The following is an 18331-nucleotide window of genomic DNA, read 5'->3' on the forward strand; positions in this document are numbered from 1 at the left end:
GATTTTATTGTGTTTTTAACAGATATCAAACGCTACGCAACGCGCGCGGCAACTTGCTTTATCTGAAAATTTTTTCCGCCCTCCGCTGTGGATCACTTGACAACCATGTTTTTTACCGCACCCCAGAACGACGTCATCAGCGTCTCCTCCCTCAACCGTATGGCGCGCGACCTGCTGGAAAGCGGTCTGCCGCCGATGTGGATAGGCGGCGAGATTTCCAACCTCACGCTGGCCGCTTCCGGCCACGCCTATTTCTCGCTGAAAGACGGCGGCGCGCAGGTGCGCTGCGTGATGTTCCGCGGCAAGGTGGCGCAGCTGCCGTTCCGCCCGGCCGAAGGCATGCAAGTGGAACTCAAGGGCACCGTCACCCTGTACGAGGCGCGCGGCGACTTCCAGATCAACGTCGACCAGATGCGCTCCGCCGGCCTGGGTCGGCTGTACGAGGCCTTTGAAAAGCTCAAGGCCAAGCTGCAGGCGGAAGGCCTGTTCAACCCGGCGCGCAAACGCCCGCTGCCGGCCCACCCAGCCGCCATCGGCATCGTCACCTCGCCCGCCGCCGCCGCGCTGCGCGACGTGGTCAGCACGCTGCGCCGCCGCATGCCCGCCATCCCACTGATTCTCTACCCGGCCCAGGTGCAGGGCGAAGGCTCCGCCCAGCAAGTGGCCGACGCCATCCGCCGCGCCGGCGAACGGCGCGAAGTGGACGTGCTCATCGTCTGCCGCGGCGGCGGCAGCATAGAAGACCTGTGGTCGTTCAACGAGGAAATCGTCGCCCGCGCGGTGGCCGCCAGCCCCATCCCCACCGTCAGCGGCGTCGGCCATGAAACCGACTTCACCATCTGCGACTTCGTCGCCGACAAGCGCGCGCCCACGCCCACCGCCGCCGCGGAGCTGGTCTCGCCCAGCCGCGAGCACCTGAACGCCCAGCTCGAAACCGCCAAGCGCGGTCTGGAGCGCGCGCTCGGCCGTCTGCTCACCGACAAATCCCAGCAACTGGACTATCTGGCGCGCCGGCTGGCCCACCCCGGAGAAAAACTGCAGCGCCAGCGCGAGGCGCTGCAGCGCCAGCAAGAACGGCTGCAACGCCGGCTGGGCGGATTGTTCGAACAACGGCGCTGGGCGCTGCAACTAGCGGACAGCAAGCTGCAACGCCACCGGCCGGATCTGGCGCACACAGCTCAGACGCTGGAGCGGCTGCAAGGCCGGCTGCAACGCGCGCGCCAGGACTTGCTCAGCCGCCAGGCCCAGAAGCTTGACACCCTGGCCGCCACCCTGCTGGCGCTCAATCCGGAAGCGGTGCTCGCCCGCGGCTACGCCATCGTGCAGAAACAGGATGGCACCGCGGTCAAATCCCCGGCCGAGCTGCGCAACCACGAGCGGGTTTCCCTGCGTCTGGCGGAAGGCAGCACCGAGGCCGTGATCGAGCATCCGCAAGGCGCGCAACCCAGCTTGTTCTGACGCCGCCGGCGCCCGCGCACGCGGGCGCCGGCGAAAAGCCGCACACCCCCATTGCCGCTTACGATCAGAAATATCCAAGAGGACGCTCAGCCAGCGCCAGCATGACATCCTCCCACTGCCCGGTGTGCCCATAGCAGACCATTGCCATGCCGGGCCGGCAACGCCGGCGCCGGGCTTAAAACTTCAAGCGCCATCCTCCCCCCCAATCAATGCTGCGCCGGGCATGACCAAAGTCTCGCAGGCTCAAGCAATTTATGCGCTTGGGTTCAAGCTATGCTAGCATCCGGCCCCTAGCGCGGCCCGCGTCCGCCCCCTCCAGTCTCCGCTAGGGAAGCCTCATGTCGCCAGTACACAAGTGGGAAATCACCGTCGCCGCCGGCGGCTACTACCCCGATCTCGCCCACAACTTCTTCGGCAACGACATCGACCTGGGCTATGAAAACGACCACATCGGCATGCAGTTCTACGCCTATTCCCGCCATATCGACGAACTGGACGATCCCGAGCACGTTTCCCAACGTCTCTACAGCCTGCAACTGCTGCTCAACGGCGCCTTGCGCGCCGCCACCGGCAATATAAACAGCATGCCGATCCAGTTTCTGGGCTTCAGCGCCCACGAGGACGGCGGCTTTCACTCCATCAGCGCCCAACAGATAGAAGAACACCCGTTCAGCCGCAACCCGAGGATAGACCAGATCCACACCCGCTACGAAAACCCGCGCCAGCGCTACCCGTCCCACCTGCTCTACCTGTGCAAGCGCGATCCCGATCTGCGCGACCTGCTCTTCCTGCTGGGCCTGATTTCCACCTGCACCACGCTGGAAAAAGTGCTGACCTGGAGCACCTTGTACAAGATACTGGACAGCGTCAAACACCATGCCAAGGCCATGGGCGCCGCCATCGACGCCTTCGCCGACCCGGAGCAGCTCAGCCTGTTCACCGCCGCCTGCAACAACACCAGCATTCTCGGCATCTATGCGCGCCACGGCGCGTCGGAAAACCCGCCGCCCAAGCGCGTGATGACCGACATCGCCGAAGCCAGCGCGCTGATCGCCGGCATGACCGCGCGCTTTTGCCGCAGCTATATCGCGACGAAACACCCTTGAACCGGTTCACCATCGTTCAGCAGTGCCTTGCAGCGTTGCGCGGAACACCTCGGCTCCGACACGCCCAAGGGCCAGATATTGGCTAGCCGGAAACTGAGCTAGAGAGCCTTGTCCATCTCCCGGCAGTCCATTTCCACGCCATCGGCCAGCGGCTGCCGCGCCGCCGCGCCCAGCCTATACCCCATGGCCTGGTAAAAACCCAATGCGTTCAGCGATGCCTTGAGCGTGACGCGGGCACAGCCGGCCTGCCGCATCGCCTCTTCCGCCGCGCCCAACAGGCGCTGGCCCAAACCCAGGCCGGTGCAGGCCGGGTCCACGTACAGCGCCTGCATCAGGCCCTGTTCCGGCGCGCAGATGGCGAAACCGCCCAAGCGGCCCTCGGCCGCAGCCAGCAGCACCCGCCGTTCCGGAGCGGCAATCGTCTGCCGCATCCACGCGGCGCGCGCGGGACTGGGCGGCGGCGACCAGGCTGCGCGCACTGGCGATGGGTAGAATGATGACGCTATCGCCTGCACCGCGCGGAAATGCAGCTGGATCAAACCTTCGGCATCCTGCGCCAGCGCGGAACGGATTTGAAACAATGACGGAGATTCGGAGAGAAGCAAGGACATGGCGATGCCGGCAGTGAATGAGCGATGAAGCCACCCTAAGCCAAGCTGCCACATCCGGCAACGCCATTCGCATTGTTCCGCCCTTGCCGCCGGATGCTTGGACATGCACTAAGCACACAATGCTTTCGAACAACTGCTGACGGCGCCGGGTCAGCCTGAACCCTAAGAGCCTGTTCAAGGTCTCGCGGGCAAGAACGAGACAAGGCCTTGCGGCTGAAAAAGCGGAATGTACACGTGGCACATCAGCATTTCGAAAATGTTTTCACCGCCTGCCTCAACCGGGTTTTGCATTGATGCGCGAAGCGCTCACTTGGCTTGCAACAGGTCCGCCAGGTGCACGTCCACTCCGGCGGCCACGCCCACCGCGTTGACGTGATCGAAATAATCGTACCAGCCGCTGGCGCGGATGCCGGCCAGCATCGCCTCACAGGCCTCTTGGTCAGGCAGGCTCCAAACGCCCAGGAAGCGATAGGGCGCCGCCTGATCCGCGTCGGCGGCGATCTGGCTCAAGGTCAGCAGTTGAATGCCCAGGCCGGGCAGCGCCTCGATATTGCTTTTGACCTGATCCAGGAAGTCGGTGCGGTGCAAAAAACTCAGGGCCAGCCAGGCCGGCTTTGGGTTGTACAGTTCCACCAGGTAGTGCGCCATTAGAGAATCTCCGTGAGTGTGAACGGCCTAAGAACCTGTTTACGATCTGCTGCGCGTCGGCGATACGGCGTTGAAAACAAGCTCAAAATGCTCATGTACCACCTGTACATTCCGCTTTCTCCGCTGTTTTCGCCTTGCCTCGCCTTAGCTCGCGAGATCGTAAACACGTTCTAAGCCGCGGCCCACTGATTAAGCCGCGCGCCGCTTCGCCTGTCATTGCATCTTATTGCCAGCTGAAAAACTTTAATGTTATAAAAAGCACCCGCCCGCTCCCATTGAAATTTACAAGAGCGGCGTTCAGCCACCGCGGCCACGGCCGCGCCAGCCAACTCCCCCAACAAGAGCATTCCGCGCGCGAACCCGCTGCCTGGCAGCAGCCGGGCGCCAGCGGCATTGCCACCGCAGGACAAAGATCCATCATGCAGTGTAGACACGCCCTATTGCTGTCGCTGGCCGCCTTGAGCGCAAGCCTGGCGGCGGCGCCCCTGCCTTCTTACGACTTCGCCGTCAAAGACCCGTGGGAAACGCGCTCCAAGCCGTCGATGAAGGCGAAGGACAAAACCGATAAAGCGCTCAAGTACAAGGGCGCGGTGCAATTGAAGAACCTGGACGCCGGGCCCGACTTTTCGGTCAAGGCCGAGATACGCTCCCCCAGCCTGCTGGAACGGACGCAAAAAGAGCGGATGCAGCACTGCATCGGCGCGAACCCGCCGCCGGGCTGCCCGGGTTTCAAGCCGCTGCCGCACTGCTTCGGCCAAAACAACTGCGCCCAGCATGCGCCGCCGCCAGCCTATCCGCTCAGCGGCCCCACGCGGCAGCAAGCCGGCGATTACTCGCTGCACGGCAGTTGGCTGCCGCGTTAAGAACCTGTTTACGATCTGCTGCGCGTCGTGGAGGGTGACACGGTGAGTACGGCTTCAGAATGCTCATGTACCCTATGTACACTCCGTTTTTTCGCTCGTTTTTGCCTTGTCTCCCCTTAGCTCGCAAGATCGTAAACACGTTCTAAGAACCTGTTCAAAGTCTGCTGCGCTTCGGCGATACGGCGTTGAAACCAAGCTCAAAATGCTCATGTACCACGTGTACATTCCGCTTTTTCGCTCGTTTTCGCCTTGTCTCGCCCTTGCTCGCGAGACTTTGAACAGGCTCTAAGACCCAAAAAAACCCGCTCCTTGAGAGCGGGTTTTTCATCACAGCCTGCGTCCATCAAACTCAGCGAGCGTTCTGCGCCAGCCGCGCCACTTCCTCGGCGCTGCGCTTGTTGTAGCCCAACAGATAATAAGCCACCACCAGGAAGGCCAGCCAACCCGGGCCGATGATCAAGGCGATGCGGGTGTCCGGGAAGTAAGCCATCAAGCCCACCACCAAGACCAGGAAACCCATGGCGATATAGGAGCCATACGGCCAGAACGGCATCTTGTAGGCCAGCGTCGCCAGTTGTTCGCGGCTCAGGGTGCGGCGGAAGCGCAGTTGGGCCAGCAGGATGATGACCCAGGTCCAGATCGCGCCGAAGGTGGAAATGGCGGTCAACCAGGTGAAGACTTCCTTGGGCGCCAGGTAGTTGAGCAGCACGCCCATCAGCAACGCGAACACCGACATCAGCAGCGCGAACACCGGCACGCCCTGGCGCGACACCTTGGCGAAAATCGGCAGCGCCTGCTGTTGCTGAGCCAGGTTGTACAACATGCGGCCGGTGCTGAAGATGCCGCTATTGCAGGAAGACAGCGCGGCGGTGAGCACCACGAAGTTGATGATGCCGGCGGCGGCGGGAATGCCCAGCTGCTCGAAGGTGAGCACGAAGGGGCTGCCGCGGGTGCCCAGCTCGTTCCACGGATAAATCGCCAGGATCACGAACAGCGCGCCGATGTAGAAGATCAGAATGCGCCAGAACACCGAATCCACCGCGCGGGCCAGCGCTTTCTTCGGGTTCTTGGCTTCGCCGGCGGTCAGGCCCAGCATTTCCACGCCCAGATAGGCGAACATCACCATTTGCAGCGACATCAGCACGCCGCTGAAGCCGTTGGGCATGAAGCCGCCGTGGCTCCACAAATTGGAAATGCCGGTGGCCACGCCGCCGTGGCCCAGTCCGAACATGATCATGCCCAGGCCGCCGATGATCATCAGCACGATGGTGACGATCTTGATCAGCGCGAACCAGAACTCGAATTCGCCATAGGCCTTGACCGCGATGAAGTTGACGCCGCCCATGGCCACCAGCGCGGCCAGCGCCCAGTACCAGGCCGGAATGTCCGGGAACCAGATGCCCATATAGACGCCGACGGCGGTGATTTCCGCCATGCAGGTGACCAGCCACAGAAACCAGTAATTCCAGCCGGTCAGATAGCCCGCCAAGGGGCCGAGGTAATCCAGCGCGTAGCGGCTGAAGGAACCGGCCACCGGGTTGTGAATCGCCATTTCGCCCAGCGCGCGCATGATCAGGAAGATGGCGAAGCCACCCAGCGCATAGGCCAGCATGATGGCGGGACCAGCCATCTTGATGGCGGTGGCCGATCCCAGAAACAGGCCGACGCCAATGGTGGCGCCCAGGGCCATGAGGTTGATATGCCGCTCTTCCAAGCCCCGATGCAGGGTGTCTTGAGCAGGTTGCATAGTTGCTCCTTTAACTGTCTTTGTATTGCGTAAGGGTGATGGCAGGAGCGCCGCGTGGCCGCGCCGCTGCCGATGCTATGGCTTGGGATTGTCGTTATGGCCCATAACACAGGGGCTCGAGATTACCTCAAGACCTTTGTCATGTCATGTTTCAGAATAAGCATGCGCACAAAAAGCATAAATGCGGCGTTTGATGGCGCATCGCGGCGCGCAAGCCGGCGTCAGCCGTCCTTGTCGCCCGCGCGGCGGTCCCAACTGCTATCAATAAAGCATTGAATCCATTGCCAGAACCTGGAGCGCGAAGCCATGCGGTACAACAGCATAGGCATGAAACTCAAACTGGTTTTCATGCTCATCATGTCGGTCTTGCTGGCGATATTCGGCGCGCTGGATTACTGGCGCACCCAGCAGGAATTGCGTCACGCGCTGGACGGCGAGGTGGCCGCGGTCGGCAAGCGGCTGGCCGCCAATCTGGCCGGACCGATGTGGAACTTCGACAATACCCAGGGCCGGCGGGTGGTGGAGGCGGAAATGAGCATGGCCGCGCTCAGCGGGGTGTTCGTCCGCGACGCCAACGGCGCGGCATTCGCCGGCTACCGCCGCGATGCCGGGGGCGCATTGCTGAGCGGCGGCGCGCCGCCGCCGGAGGCCGACCTGACGCAGGGCTTTCCAATCGTCTTCCACGACGGCGCCGGCACGCGCCAGGTCGGCAAACTGACCCTGCAGGTTTCCACCGACGGCATCCGCCAGCAGCTGCGCGCGGTGCTGTGGCGGGTAGCGGCGGAAATCCTGCTGCTGGCCCTGGCCACGCTGCTGCTCTTGTCGCTGCTGCTGCGGCGCTTGCTGCAGCAGCCGATACGCGAAGTGAGCCAGGCGCTGCACGCGATCGCCGACGGCGACCTGACCGCGCCGCCGCGCTACCACAGCCGGGACGAGCTGGGCGACCTGGCGGAATCGACGCGGCGGCTGGTGAGCAAGCTGGCCGGCATTCTCGCCCATATCGACGCCTTTTCCGCCGACCTGGCCAATGCCGCGCGTCAGATCAGCCAGGCGGTGGACACGCTGAGCCAGCAGGCATCGGAGCAGGCCAACAATATCGACAAGAGCAGCGCCAGCCTGGAGCAGATTTCTTCCTTTGTGTGGAAGAATCGGGATTACGCCAAAAACACGGACCAGATGGCCAGCGACAGCAGCAAGCACGCAGCGGCCGGCGGCCAGGCGGTGGACGAAACCATCAGCGCGATGTGGGATATCGCCAACAAGGTTTTGATCATCGACGATATCGCTTATCAAACCAATCTGTTAGCGTTGAACGCCGCGATCGAGGCGGCGCGCGCCGGCGAGCACGGCCGCGGCTTCGCGGTGGTGGCCGGCGAGGTGCGCAAGCTGGCCGCGCGCAGCCAGCAGGCGGCCAAGGAGATCAGCCAGCTGACGCAGAGCAGCGTGCAGCGCGCCGAGCATGCCGGCGAACTGTTCCAGCAGATGTTGCCAGCGATCCAGAACACCGCCAGCTTGGTGCAGGAAATCAATAAATCGTCCAACCAGCAGGCATTGCAGGTGGAGCAGATCAACCAGGGCGTCAGCCAGATCAGCCGTTCGATGCAGGCCAACGCCTCGGCGTCGGAACAGCTGACCGCCACCGCGCGCGGCATGAGCGAGCAGGCGGCGGAGCTGGCGCAAACCATAGGCTATTTCAGGTATTGATGCGGTTTAGCGTTTTGATCCGTTTATGTCCGGTACTGGTGGCCGCCTTGTGCGGCCAGGCGCGCGCGCAGCCGGTTGTCACGCTGGCCTCGCTGGAGTGGCCGCCTTACGCCGGCGCCCAACTACCGGAGCGGGGCTTGAGCACGGCGACGCTGGCGCGGATTTTCCAGGCCGCCGGCTATACGCTGGAAGTGAAGTTCTACCCCTGGGCGCGCGCGGTGGCGGCCGCGCGGCACAAGCCCGCGGTGATGGGGTATTTCCCAGAATACGACGCGGCGGAAGTGCGCCGCCACTTCATCTGCTCCGACCCCATAGGCCATGGCCCGCTGGGCCTGGCGCAACGCAAGGGCCAGCGCCTGCGCTGGCGCGAAGTGTCGGACCTGGCCGCCTACCGCGTCAGCGTGGTGCAGGATTACGTCAACAACTACCAACTGGACCGCAATATTGCCGAGGACAGACAGCGCTTCGACCCGGCGCCGGACGACGGCAGGAATCTGCTGAAGCTGGCCAGCGGCAGCATAGACCTGGCGGTGATAGACCAGAACGTTTTCCACTATCTGCTGCGCCACGACTCGCTGGTGCGACACATCGGTCAAAGGCTGGAGATGAATCCGCGGCTGCTGGAAACCAAGACGCTGCATGTCTGCTTCAAACCGGGGCGGGACGGCGAACGCCTGGCCGCCATTGTCAACCGCGGCCTGAAAATCCTGCGCCAAGACGCCCGTTGAGCCAAGCGCCGCGCGAGCGCGCCGCTTGGCCGGCCACCAGGCTCACACCGCCTTGAGCTTGCCCTTGGCCGGACGCGTTTCCGGCTTGGCTTCCGCCTCTGCCTCGCGCTCCCAGCTTTCCTTGTAAGCGCGACCGTAATAGCTGTCCAGCAGCAGTTGCTTCAGTTCGCTGATCAGCGGATAGCGCGGGTTGGCGCCGGTGCACTGATCGTCGAAGGCGGCTTCCGCCAGCAGGTCCACCTTGGCCAGGAAATCGGCCTCGGCCACGCCGGCGGCCTGGATCGAGGCTGGAATGCCCAGCGTGCGCTTGAGTTCGTCCACCCATTCGATCAGCTTCTCCACCCGCTCATGATCGCGGCTGGCCTCCAGGCCCAGGTAGCGGGCGATCTCGGCGTAGCGCGCCACGCTCTTGGGGCGGTCGTACTGGCTGAAAGCGGTCTGCTTGGTGGGCACGTCGGCAGCGTTGTAGCGGATCACATTGCTGATCAGCAACGCATTGGCCAGGCCGTGGGCCAGGTCGAATTCCGCGCCTATCTTGTGCGCCATCGAGTGGCAGACGCCGAGGAAGGCGTTGGCGAAGGCGATGCCGGCGATGGTGGCGGCGTTGTGCACCTGTTCGCGCGCCTTGGGGTCGCCGGCGCCGTTGCGGTAAGCGGACGGCAGGTAGTCCTTGAGCAGCTTCAAGGCCTGCAAGGCTTGCGGATCCGAATACTCGTTGGCCATCACCGAAACATAGGCCTCCAGCGCGTGGGTCACCGCGTCGATGCCGCCGAAGGCGGTCAGCGACTTGGGCATATTCATCACCAGATTGGCGTCGACGATGGCCATGTTCGGCGTCAGCTCGTAGTCGGCGATCGGGTACTTGACCCCGGTGTTCTCGTCGGTGACCACGGCGAACGGCGTCACTTCCGAGCCGGTGCCGGAGGTGGTGGGCACCGCCACCATCAGTGCCTTCTGCCCCAGTTTCGGGAACTGGTAGATGCGTTTGCGGATGTCCATGAAGCGCAGCGCCAAGTCTTCGAAATGCACTTCCGGGTGTTCATACATCACCCAGATGATCTTGGCCGCGTCCATAGGCGAACCGCCGCCCAGGGCCATGATCACGTCCGGCTTGAAGGCGTGCGCCAGGTCCGCGCCCTTGCGCACCACCGCCAGCGTCGGATCGGCCGGCACCTCGAAGAACACCTCTACTTCCAGACCCATTTTCTTCAGCAGGCGAATGGGCTCGTCGACAAAGCCGTTGTCGAACAGATACTGGCCGGTGACGATCAGGCAGCGGCGTTTGCCGGCCAGGTCTTCCAGCGCCACCGGCAGGCAGCCGCGGCGGAAATAAATCGACTTGGGCAGCTTATGCCACAGCATGTTCTCGGCCCTCTTGGCCACGGTCTTCTTGTTGATCAGGTGCTTGGGCCCGACGTTCTCCGAGATCGAGTTGCCGCCCCAGGAGCCGCAGCCCAGGGTCAGCGACGGCGCCAGGCTGAAGTTGTAAAGATCGCCGATGCCGCCTTGCGACGACGGCGTGTTGATCAGGATGCGCGCGGTCTTCATCTTGTCGCCGAAGTAGCGGATGCGCTCGCCTTGCAAGTCCTGGTCGGTATACAGCGCCGAGGTGTGGCCGATACCGCCCATCGCCACCAGCGCCGCGGCCTTGTCGCAGGCGTCGACGAAATCGCCGGCGCGGTACATCGCCAGCGTCGGCGACAGTTTTTCATGGGCGAAGGCCTCGGCGGCGGACACATCGCTGACCTCGCCGATCAGCACCTTGGTCGCCGGCGGCACCTCGATGCCGGCCATCGCGGCAATCCTGGCCGCGCTCTGGCCGACGATGGCGGCGTTGAGGCTGCCGTCCTGCAGAATCACCTTGCGCACCGCCTCGGCTTCGCGCTTGGACAGGATGTAGCCGCCATGTTTGGCGAAGCGCTGCCGCACCGCGTCGTAGATGGCGTCGACGATGATGACGGACTGCTCCGACGCGCACACCACGCCATTGTCGAAAGTCTTGGACATCAGGATGGAGGCGACCGCGCGCTTGATGTCGGCGGTTTCGTCTATCACCGCCGGGGTGTTGCCGGCGCCGACGCCGATGGCGGGCTTGCCGGAGGAATAAGCGGCGCGCACCATGCCCGGGCCGCCGGTGGCCAGGATCAGATTGAGGTCGGGGTGATGCATTAGCTGATTGGACAAGGCCACCGAGGGCTCGTCTATCCAGCCGATGATGTCCGGCGGCGCGCCGGCGGCCACCGCCGCCTGCAATACCAGCAGCGCCGCTTCGCAAGTGGAGCGCTTGGCGCGCGGATGCGGCGAGAAAATGATGCCGTTGCGCGTTTTCAAGGAGATCAGCGCCTTGAAGATGGCGGTGGAGGTGGGATTGGTGGTCGGCACGATGCCGCAGATCAGGCCCACCGGCTCGGCGATGGTGATGGTGCCGAAGGTGTCATCCTCGGCCAGCACGCCGCAGGTCTTGTCATCCTTGTACTTGTTGTAGATGTACTCGGAAGCGAAGTGGTTCTTGATCACCTTGTCTTCCAGCACGCCCATGCCAGTCTCCGCCACCGCCATCTTGGCCAGCGGAATCCGCGCGTCCGCGGCGGCCAGCGCCGCCGAGCGGAAGATGTGATCCACCTGCTCCTGGCTGAAGCCGGCAAACGCGGCCTGCGCCTTTTTCACCCGCGCCACCAGCGCGTCCAGTTCCAGTTCATTGCTAACGGTCATTTCAAGTCTCCCAAACAGTTAAACCTGTCGCGGCGAGAGAATGACTAATTGGCGACAATTCATTTTCATTTATGAAAATAAAATCGTGACAATACTATTGTCCATTTACCACGCATTCTCATCGCGCTAAAACTTATTTGTAGCAAGCGCGTTACAACAAGGCGCTTTCAATGCAGAAAACCTTGTCGCCGGCAAAGACGAAACCATAGCGGCGGCATCAATAAACCCATGCTAAGCGAAAAAACAATATTCGGTTTTGCGCATTGCCAAACAAATACGGATTAAGCGGAGAAAAAATGTCGTAGTCGGAATAATGACGGGAAATAAGCCGCCGCCGGCTGTAACGGCGGCGCTACCGCGCAAGCAAAATGGCCGCCTTGCGGCGGCCATCGGCGTGAGCGGCGGCGGAGCCGCTACTTCATGAAGCTGTATTTGAAGTACTGCCCGGCGCGGCTCATGCCGCGAATCTTGGCCGGATCGGTTTCCCCGTTCAGATTGGTGATCACCAGCTTGCCGCGTCCCTGCTTCAGATCGTTGCCCACGTCGTAGAAGGCGCCCACCACGGCGAGCCGCCCGGCCTCCACTTCGCCGGAAAAGGTCATGATCGCCGCTTCCACCTGATTATTGATATTGAGCAGCGCGCCATTGGTCGCGTCGATGTCCTTGGGAATATTGATCGCGGCCAGCGCCTGCTGCTGGGCTTCGGACTGCTGGCTGTAATCCGAGGCGGCCAGCTTGACCGCTTCGCAATCGGCCTGGCTGACAAACACCAACAGCGGGGTATGCAGCTGACGCACGCCGTATTCGACGGCGCCGCCGGCGCCGGCCAGTTGGCTGCCATAGCTGGGCACCAGCAGCACCTGCTTGCCCTCGCCCACTCGTTCGGCCTTGGCCGGCGTTCTGGACGCGGAGCAGGACACCAGGGTGGCGCGCGCGTCCTGCCCGCCCGGCAGGCCATGGCCCGCCTTGGCCACCGAGGCCAGCAAGGGCTGCAACTGGCGCAAGGTGGCCGCCTGCATATCGCCCGCGGCTGCGGCCGCCGGTTTAAGCTTGCGTTTGACCAGCCGCTTGCGCGGCGCATGGCGCAAGGAATCCGGCCCGTGAACTTCCGGGCTGGGCTGGCTCAAGTCCTTGTGGACCGGCGGCGGCGACATCTTGACGGCCGGCTCCAGCTTTTCCGGCGCCTTGGCCTCGGCCGGCTTGCTCGCCATCGGCTTGGCGACCGCTTTGGCCTCGGCTTTGACTTCAGGCTTGGCGGCGGCCTTGACCTCCGGCTTGGCCCCTGGCTTGGCTTCCGGCTTGGCGGTTTTGGCCTCGGGCGGATGCTCCGCCGCCTTGGCCGCCTTGACCTCGGGCTGATGCTCCGCCTTGGCGGCGGGTTTCGCTTCCGGCTTGGCCACCGGCGCCGCGGGCTTGGCCGGCTCGTCCTTGTGCGCGTCGGCGGCGGCTTGCGGCTTCAGCTTCAAGGGCAGTTTGATCACGGTCTTGGGCTGCGAGCCATCGGCCGACGGCGCTTCCTCGGCCCAGGCCTGGGCCATCAACATCGCCAGGCAGAGCGCTAACCGGCCCTTGCGTCCAAGCATCCCCATGCACAACTCCTTATTGTCATCTTGGCCAACATTATATTTATGCAATATCGGCCAAGTTTGACAAAACTGAAAGCCGGCGTCGATTTCTGCATGAATAACGGCTCAAACCCGACATGGGTCGCGTGGCCGGCGCCGCCGTCAACTACTCTGTATCCAGTATTCGACGATGCGGCCGTCCGCCACCCGATAGCAGGCGCTGCCGATTTGCCGCACCGTCTCGCCGCTGCCCGCCAGGTCGCGCCCGGTCTGGGTCCAGCGCGCGTACGCCTTGTCGCCGTCCACCAGCAATTCATCCACCCGCAATTCGAACGCGCCGTAGTCGCGCAGGAATTCGCGTATATGCGCGGCGTAGTCGGCCGGGCTGCGCTCCAGCGCATATGGCGCCTCCGCCACTAATTGATGCGCGAGTACCCGCGGCGCGAAATAGCGCTCCGCCGCGTCCGGATCGCGCCCGGAGCGCACTTCGTTCAAAAATCCCGTTACCACTGCTCTCGTATCCTGCATCGTCATTCCTCCTCTATTGGCCATTGCCATCAATGAAAAACGCGGCGGCCCCGCGCGCCGTCCACCGAATTGACGCACGGCCGCCCCCCTCGCGCCGCCGTGCACTTCACCCGCTCCAGCGCCTCGACCTCATCGCGGAGCGCATGCCGCGCATGCGCGCACATCCCTTCCCACCACAAGCGACCCAGCCGCCCCCAGAACCGACTCCATGCCTGCTTGGCTCCCGACACCATGATGCGCTCCAATTGTTCTGCTATTGATTACGCAGCCATGCTAATCTACATGCACAAACAATAAAATCCGCCAAAAACCCACACACTGTTCTGAAATGAAAACAAATCATCCTCCCTCGCCAGACGCTTTGCTGGCCTTCGACGCGCTGGCCCGTCATGGCGGCTTCACCGCGGCGGCCGATGCGCTCGGCTGCGCCAAAAGCCGCATCAGCCAGTTGGTGAAGCAATTGGAACAGGAGCTGGGCACGGTGCTGGTCTTGCGCAATACCCGGCGCGTGGCATTGACTGAGGCCGGCCAGCGCCTGGCCGTGCATGCGCGCCAGCTTCGCGAAATGCTGGACCGGGTGCGCGGCGATGTCGGCAATGTGCAGGACTGCGTGGAAGGGCCGCTGGTGATCAGCTCGGCCTCCGCCTTCGCCCAATTCCTGCTGGTGCCCATTCTGTCCGAGCTCTCCAATCAGTACCCGGGGCTGGAAATGCAGTTGCAAGTGGAAAACCGCCTGCAGGACCCGGTGGCCGAGGGCCTGGATTTCTGCGTGCGCACGCGCAATGTCTACGATGAGGGCCTGGTGGCCAAGCCATTGGGCTTCATGCGCGAAACCGTCTACGCCTCCCCCGGCTACCTGGCGCAGGCGCCGCGGCTGGAGCACCCGGAGGACCTGTGCCTGCACCGCGTGCTGTATGACTCCAGCAAGGCGCCCAGCGAGGCGGTGGAATGGTCGCTGGAGAAAGACGGCGTTTACCTGCGCATGCCGGTGCGGCCGGTGCTCAGTTGCAATCAGTACGCGCCGTTGCTGTCCGGCGCGGTGGCCGGCTGCGGGCTGGCGCTGCTGCCGCATTATGTGGCCAGCCATTTTCTCGCCAGCGGCCAGTTGGTGCCGGTGCTGCCGGGCTGGAGCCACGACTGTTGGCCGGCCTTCCTGGTCTACCCCTATCGCCACCCGCTGCCGCGCAAGAACGAAGTGTTCATCCAGCACGTGGTGCCGCGGCTGCGCGCGCTGCTGGCGGCGGAACCGCAAACGGCTTGATCCAAGCCAAGACGCGCGAAGCCTCCCCTGGGCTATGCTGGCGCGCGACCCGGCGCTCGGCGAAAAGCGCGGGCAAACGATTGGAAAGGGATTTATGCAATACAGCGATATTCTCATCGTCGGCGGCGGCATGGTGGGCTCGGCGCTGGCCGCCGCCTTGTCCGGCCATGGCCTGAGCATCGCGGTGCTGGAGCAAGCGCCGCCCGCCCCGTTCGACGCGGCCCAGCCACCGGATCTGCGCGTATCGGCGATCAGCCCGGCCTCGGCGCGCTTTCTGCAGCGCATCGGCGCCTGGCCCCGGGTACTGGAGATGCGCGCGGCGCCCTATCTGCGCATGCAGGTATGGGAGGACGAGGAGGCCGCCGGCACCCTGTTCAGCGCCACCGAGGCCGGCGAGGCGGCGCTGGGCCACATCGTGGAAAACCGCATCGTGCAGCTGGCCGCCACCGAAGCGCTGCGCCAATGCGCCGACGTCGACTATCTGGCGCCTGCGCGCATAGCCGAACTGGCTTATCAGCCATTTGCATCGCGGGTGACGCTGGAGGATGGACGCCAATTGAGCTCCCGGCTGCTGATCGCCGCCGACGGCGCGCGTTCCGCGGTGCGCGACGCCGCCGGTATCGGGGTCACCAGCTGGGATTATCCCATGCACGCGCTGGTGGCCAGCTGCGAACTGGATCAGGAGCAGCAGGACATCACCTGGCAACGCTTCACCCCGAACGGCCCGCAGGCCTTCCTGCCGCTGACCGGGTCCTACGGTTCCCTGGTCTGGTATCACCGCCCGCCGGAAGTGCAGCGCTTGCTGGCGCTGGACGAGGCCGAGCTGGCCGCCGCCTTTCACGCCGCCTTCCCGCGCAAGCTGGGCAATATCCGCCGCATCCTGGCCAAGGGCAGCTTCGCGCTGACCCGCCGCCACGCGCAGCGTTACATCAAGGACGGCGTGGTCCTGGTCGGCGACGCCGCCCATACCATACACCCGCTGGCCGGCCAGGGCGTCAACCTGGGCTTCCAGGACGCCGCCAAGCTGGCCGAGGTGATACTGGAGGCAGCCGCCCATGGCCGCGACTTCGCCAGCGCCGATGCGCTGCAACGCTACCAGCGCGCGCGCAAGCCGGCCAATCTGGCGATGCAAACCGCGATGGACGCGTTCTGCTACGGCTTCGCCAACGATATCGCGCCGCTGCGGCTGGCGCGCCGCCTGGGCATGCGCCTGGCCGACCACGCCGGGCCGTTGAAACGCGAGGCGATACGCTATGCGCTGGGCTTGAAAGGCGGCTGACGCCTGACCATTTTTCCTTGACCGGCCACGGCGCCATGGCGCTTGGACGGCTATGCTGAAGCAGCCGCGCCCTCATGGGCGCGCTCTCATCTGTGCCGATGCCGCCTTCACGGCGAGCCGGCCACCGCTCAAGGAGCCTCTCCGATGAAACGCCTGACATTGCTGGCAACCCTGGTTTGCACGCTCGGCGCCGTTACCATGCCGGCCTGGTGCGCCGCGCCGACGCACGGCCCGCTATTCAGCCAAGGCGGTGGCGGTGGCGGTGGCGGTGGCGGTGGCGGTGGCGGTGGCGGTGGCGGTGGCGGACATGATGGCGGCGGCGGCAGTTCCGGAGGCGGTGGTAGCGGCCATGATGGCGGAGGTGGAGGCCACGGCGGCGGCGGATCAGCAGGCGGTCCCGGCGGGGCCGGCAGCCATGACGGCGGCCCCCAAGGCGGCAACGGCCCAGGCAAGGCCAACGACGGCCCGCAACACGGCGCGGCCCCGGGCAATGCGCCATCCGGCCAGCCCAGCGGCGCGCCCCCGGGAGACCGTCACGCGCCGCCCGGCGCCGACGATGCGGCCGCGCAGGGACAGGCTCCAGCCCAGGCCGGCAACAGCCAATAGGCAAAGCAAACAGGCCGCATCCAAGGATGCGGCCTGCTTGCTGTCAACGCGCTGGCGAACAGATGCTCACACCGCTTCCACATTGTTGTGGACCTCGCCGTCGCGCAACACCACCTGCGCCCATACCGCCGCGTCCATATAGTACTGGTTCACCAGTTCCACCTCGAAATCCAGTACCTTGGCCAGTGCCTCGATCTGCTCGGTGTCGCCCTGCTCACAGGCCAAGGCCATCGCCAGGAAGGGGGCGAACATGCCGCGGTGCTCCACCACCGCCTCGCGCACCGGCGAGGCCAGTTCCAGCGGGTCCAGCACATCGGGAAACGGCACGCCCAGCAACACATCCAGCATGGAGAACATGCCGGTAAGAAACAGATGCTCGGCTTCCACCTTATTGCCGCGATAACTGCCCATGCGCTCCAGCAGGCGCGCGCGGATCAAGGACTTTTCCAGCAGCGACACCGCGGTGCCATCGTCCTTGCGCGAGGTGAACAACAGCATGGACAGCCACTTGAACAAGGTCTCGCGCCCCAGCAGCATCAGGGTTTCCTCTATGGTCTGCACCTTGCGCGACAAACCATGCACCGGGGAATTCATGAAGCGCAGCAGCTTGAACAGCAATACCGAATCCAGCTTGAACTGGATTTCAATCTCGGCCGCCTCGGCATTGGCGCGCAACATGCGCATGATCTGCAGCACCCTGGTCTGGCTGGCGTCCACCTTGCCGCCTTCCAGCGCGCGCACGGTGGCGATGAAGGGACCGTGGAACAAGGCGAAACGGTGATGGCCGGGGCCGCGCAGGCAGACGTCCAGATCCTCGGCGGTGCCGACATTGCGTGCCATCCAGCGCACCGTGGGGTAGCGCTTGGGCAATTGATCCAGAATCGGTGCCAGCACCTTGGACGAGGGCGCGGCGAAGTCCAGCACCATGAAGTCCATGCGGCTGAACAAATCGTTCTGCAGATGCGCCGGCAGGCTGCCAGGATCGTAGGCCGCCGGCTCCAGCGCGAAGCGCATGCCTCTTTGCTTGAGCGTGTCCAGCTGCTGGAGCATCTCGTCGGAGACCGATCCAGTCTGCGACGGCTCCAACACGAAGATCACACTGCTGGCCGGCATATTGGACAGCATGGGATCGTCCAGCGTGTCGATGGAGATATGGACGAAGGCGCGGCGGAAAGCCAGCAGGCGAAAGATGTCCATATTCTGCAAAGTGCTCAGCATCAGCCGGTCGAATTCCTGCTGCTTGCCGGCGGCGATGTTGCGCTTGCCCTGGCGCACGAAGAAATCGTAAGCCACCACCCGCTGCAACCGGTCCATCACCGGCTGGTGCGACACAAAGCCCAGGGTGGCGGGCAGGTCCAGCGGCGGCGAGTTTTCCAGCTGCCGGCTGGCCGCGCTATTGGGCGCCAGCTCAGTGAATGGCGTCGGAACCACCGCCTCGTCGTAGGCGGCGTCCGCGGGCTTCTTCAAACGGCCGGTCAGGCCACTGATCAGATTTTTCAGCATGTTCCGTCCCAC

Annotated in this window: 15 protein-coding genes; 7 read left to right on the forward strand and 8 right to left on the reverse strand. The window is 64.1% G+C overall.

Annotation, left to right across the window (positions count from 1 at the left end):
* Nucleotides 1-105 precede the first annotated feature (105 nt).
* The gene (xseA, locus tag ACE3QM_RS07575; protein WP_231462575.1) at nucleotides 106-1458 is read left to right on the forward strand and encodes an exodeoxyribonuclease VII large subunit; all 1353 of its coding nucleotides are present in this window, start codon (nucleotides 106-108) and stop codon (nucleotides 1456-1458) included.
* 338 nt (nucleotides 1459-1796) lie between these two features.
* A complete protein-coding gene (locus ACE3QM_RS07580; protein WP_374421290.1) occupies nucleotides 1797-2564 on the forward strand; it encodes a hypothetical protein in 768 nt (255 codons plus the stop codon).
* A gap of 98 nt (nucleotides 2565-2662) precedes the next feature.
* Here the strand turns inward: ACE3QM_RS07580 and ACE3QM_RS07585 are convergent, their stop codons facing one another.
* Both ACE3QM_RS07585 and ACE3QM_RS07590 read right to left on the reverse strand, forming a co-directional pair.
* Complete coding sequence (locus ACE3QM_RS07585) at nucleotides 2663-3175, reverse strand: N-acetyltransferase family protein (protein ID WP_374421293.1); 513 nt, start codon at nucleotides 3173-3175, stop codon at nucleotides 2663-2665.
* Nucleotides 3176-3481: 306 nt separating this feature from the next.
* Nucleotides 3482-3823, reverse strand: coding sequence for a DUF6616 family protein (locus ACE3QM_RS07590; RefSeq protein ID WP_374421295.1), 342 nt, complete (start codon nucleotides 3821-3823; stop codon nucleotides 3482-3484).
* Nucleotides 3824-4242: 419 nt separating this feature from the next.
* Between ACE3QM_RS07590 and ACE3QM_RS07595 the strand changes: the two genes are divergently transcribed.
* Nucleotides 4243-4686, forward strand: a complete 444-nt coding sequence (locus ACE3QM_RS07595; RefSeq protein ID WP_156183923.1) for a hypothetical protein — start codon at nucleotides 4243-4245, stop codon at nucleotides 4684-4686.
* A 349-nt stretch (nucleotides 4687-5035) separates the two neighbouring features.
* Here the strand turns inward: ACE3QM_RS07595 and ACE3QM_RS07600 are convergent, their stop codons facing one another.
* Complete coding sequence (locus ACE3QM_RS07600; RefSeq protein WP_374421297.1) at nucleotides 5036-6433, reverse strand: amino acid permease; 1398 nt, start codon at nucleotides 6431-6433, stop codon at nucleotides 5036-5038.
* A gap of 306 nt (nucleotides 6434-6739) precedes the next feature.
* Here ACE3QM_RS07600 and ACE3QM_RS07605 point away from each other — a divergent pair, with 306 nt between their 5' ends.
* Together ACE3QM_RS07605 and ACE3QM_RS07610 are read left to right on the forward strand one after the other, a co-directional pair.
* Nucleotides 6740-8137 (forward strand): methyl-accepting chemotaxis protein, encoded by a 1398-nt coding sequence (locus ACE3QM_RS07605; RefSeq protein ID WP_374421298.1) that lies wholly within the window; start codon nucleotides 6740-6742, stop codon nucleotides 8135-8137.
* Nucleotides 8137-8865 carry a substrate-binding periplasmic protein gene (locus tag ACE3QM_RS07610; protein ID WP_374421299.1) on the forward strand — a complete coding sequence of 243 codons (729 nt, stop codon included), beginning with the start codon at nucleotides 8137-8139 and terminating at the stop codon, nucleotides 8863-8865. Before ACE3QM_RS07605 ends, ACE3QM_RS07610 begins: the two co-directional genes overlap by 1 nt.
* Before the next feature lie 42 nt (nucleotides 8866-8907).
* Here ACE3QM_RS07610 and adhE read toward each other — a convergent pair whose 3' ends face one another.
* The 3 genes from adhE to ACE3QM_RS07625 all read right to left on the reverse strand — a co-directional run bounded on the left by adhE (nucleotide 8908) and on the right by ACE3QM_RS07625 (nucleotide 13670).
* On the reverse strand, nucleotides 8908-11577 hold the full coding sequence (gene adhE / locus ACE3QM_RS07615; protein ID WP_374421300.1) for a bifunctional acetaldehyde-CoA/alcohol dehydrogenase: 2670 nt from the start codon (nucleotides 11575-11577) through the stop codon (nucleotides 8908-8910).
* 413 nt (nucleotides 11578-11990) lie between these two features.
* Nucleotides 11991-13166, reverse strand: coding sequence for a hypothetical protein (locus ACE3QM_RS07620; RefSeq protein WP_374421301.1), 1176 nt, complete (start codon nucleotides 13164-13166; stop codon nucleotides 11991-11993).
* Nucleotides 13167-13304: 138 nt separating this feature from the next.
* Nucleotides 13305-13670, reverse strand: a complete 366-nt coding sequence (locus ACE3QM_RS07625) for an ester cyclase (RefSeq protein ID WP_231465427.1) — start codon at nucleotides 13668-13670, stop codon at nucleotides 13305-13307.
* Nucleotides 13671-13998: 328 nt separating this feature from the next.
* Between ACE3QM_RS07625 and ACE3QM_RS07630 the strand changes: the two genes are divergently transcribed.
* Nucleotides 13999-14931 carry a LysR family transcriptional regulator gene (locus tag ACE3QM_RS07630; protein WP_048410946.1) on the forward strand — a complete coding sequence of 311 codons (933 nt, stop codon included), beginning with the start codon at nucleotides 13999-14001 and terminating at the stop codon, nucleotides 14929-14931.
* Nucleotides 14932-15025: 94 nt separating this feature from the next.
* Nucleotides 15026-16210, forward strand: a complete 1185-nt coding sequence (locus tag ACE3QM_RS07635) for an FAD-dependent monooxygenase (protein WP_374421302.1) — start codon at nucleotides 15026-15028, stop codon at nucleotides 16208-16210.
* 234 nt (nucleotides 16211-16444) lie between these two features.
* Here the strand turns inward: ACE3QM_RS07635 and ACE3QM_RS07640 are convergent, their stop codons facing one another.
* On the reverse strand, nucleotides 16445-16582 hold the full coding sequence (locus tag ACE3QM_RS07640; protein ID WP_374421304.1) for a hypothetical protein: 138 nt from the start codon (nucleotides 16580-16582) through the stop codon (nucleotides 16445-16447).
* Nucleotides 16583-16882: 300 nt separating this feature from the next.
* Complete coding sequence (locus tag ACE3QM_RS07645) at nucleotides 16883-18319, reverse strand: EAL and HDOD domain-containing protein (protein WP_374421305.1); 1437 nt, start codon at nucleotides 18317-18319, stop codon at nucleotides 16883-16885.
* Nucleotides 18320-18331 lie beyond the last annotated feature (12 nt).

Source organism: Chromobacterium sp. (assembly GCF_041912965.1).
Lineage (GTDB): Bacteria > Pseudomonadota > Gammaproteobacteria > Burkholderiales > Chromobacteriaceae > Chromobacterium > Chromobacterium aquaticum.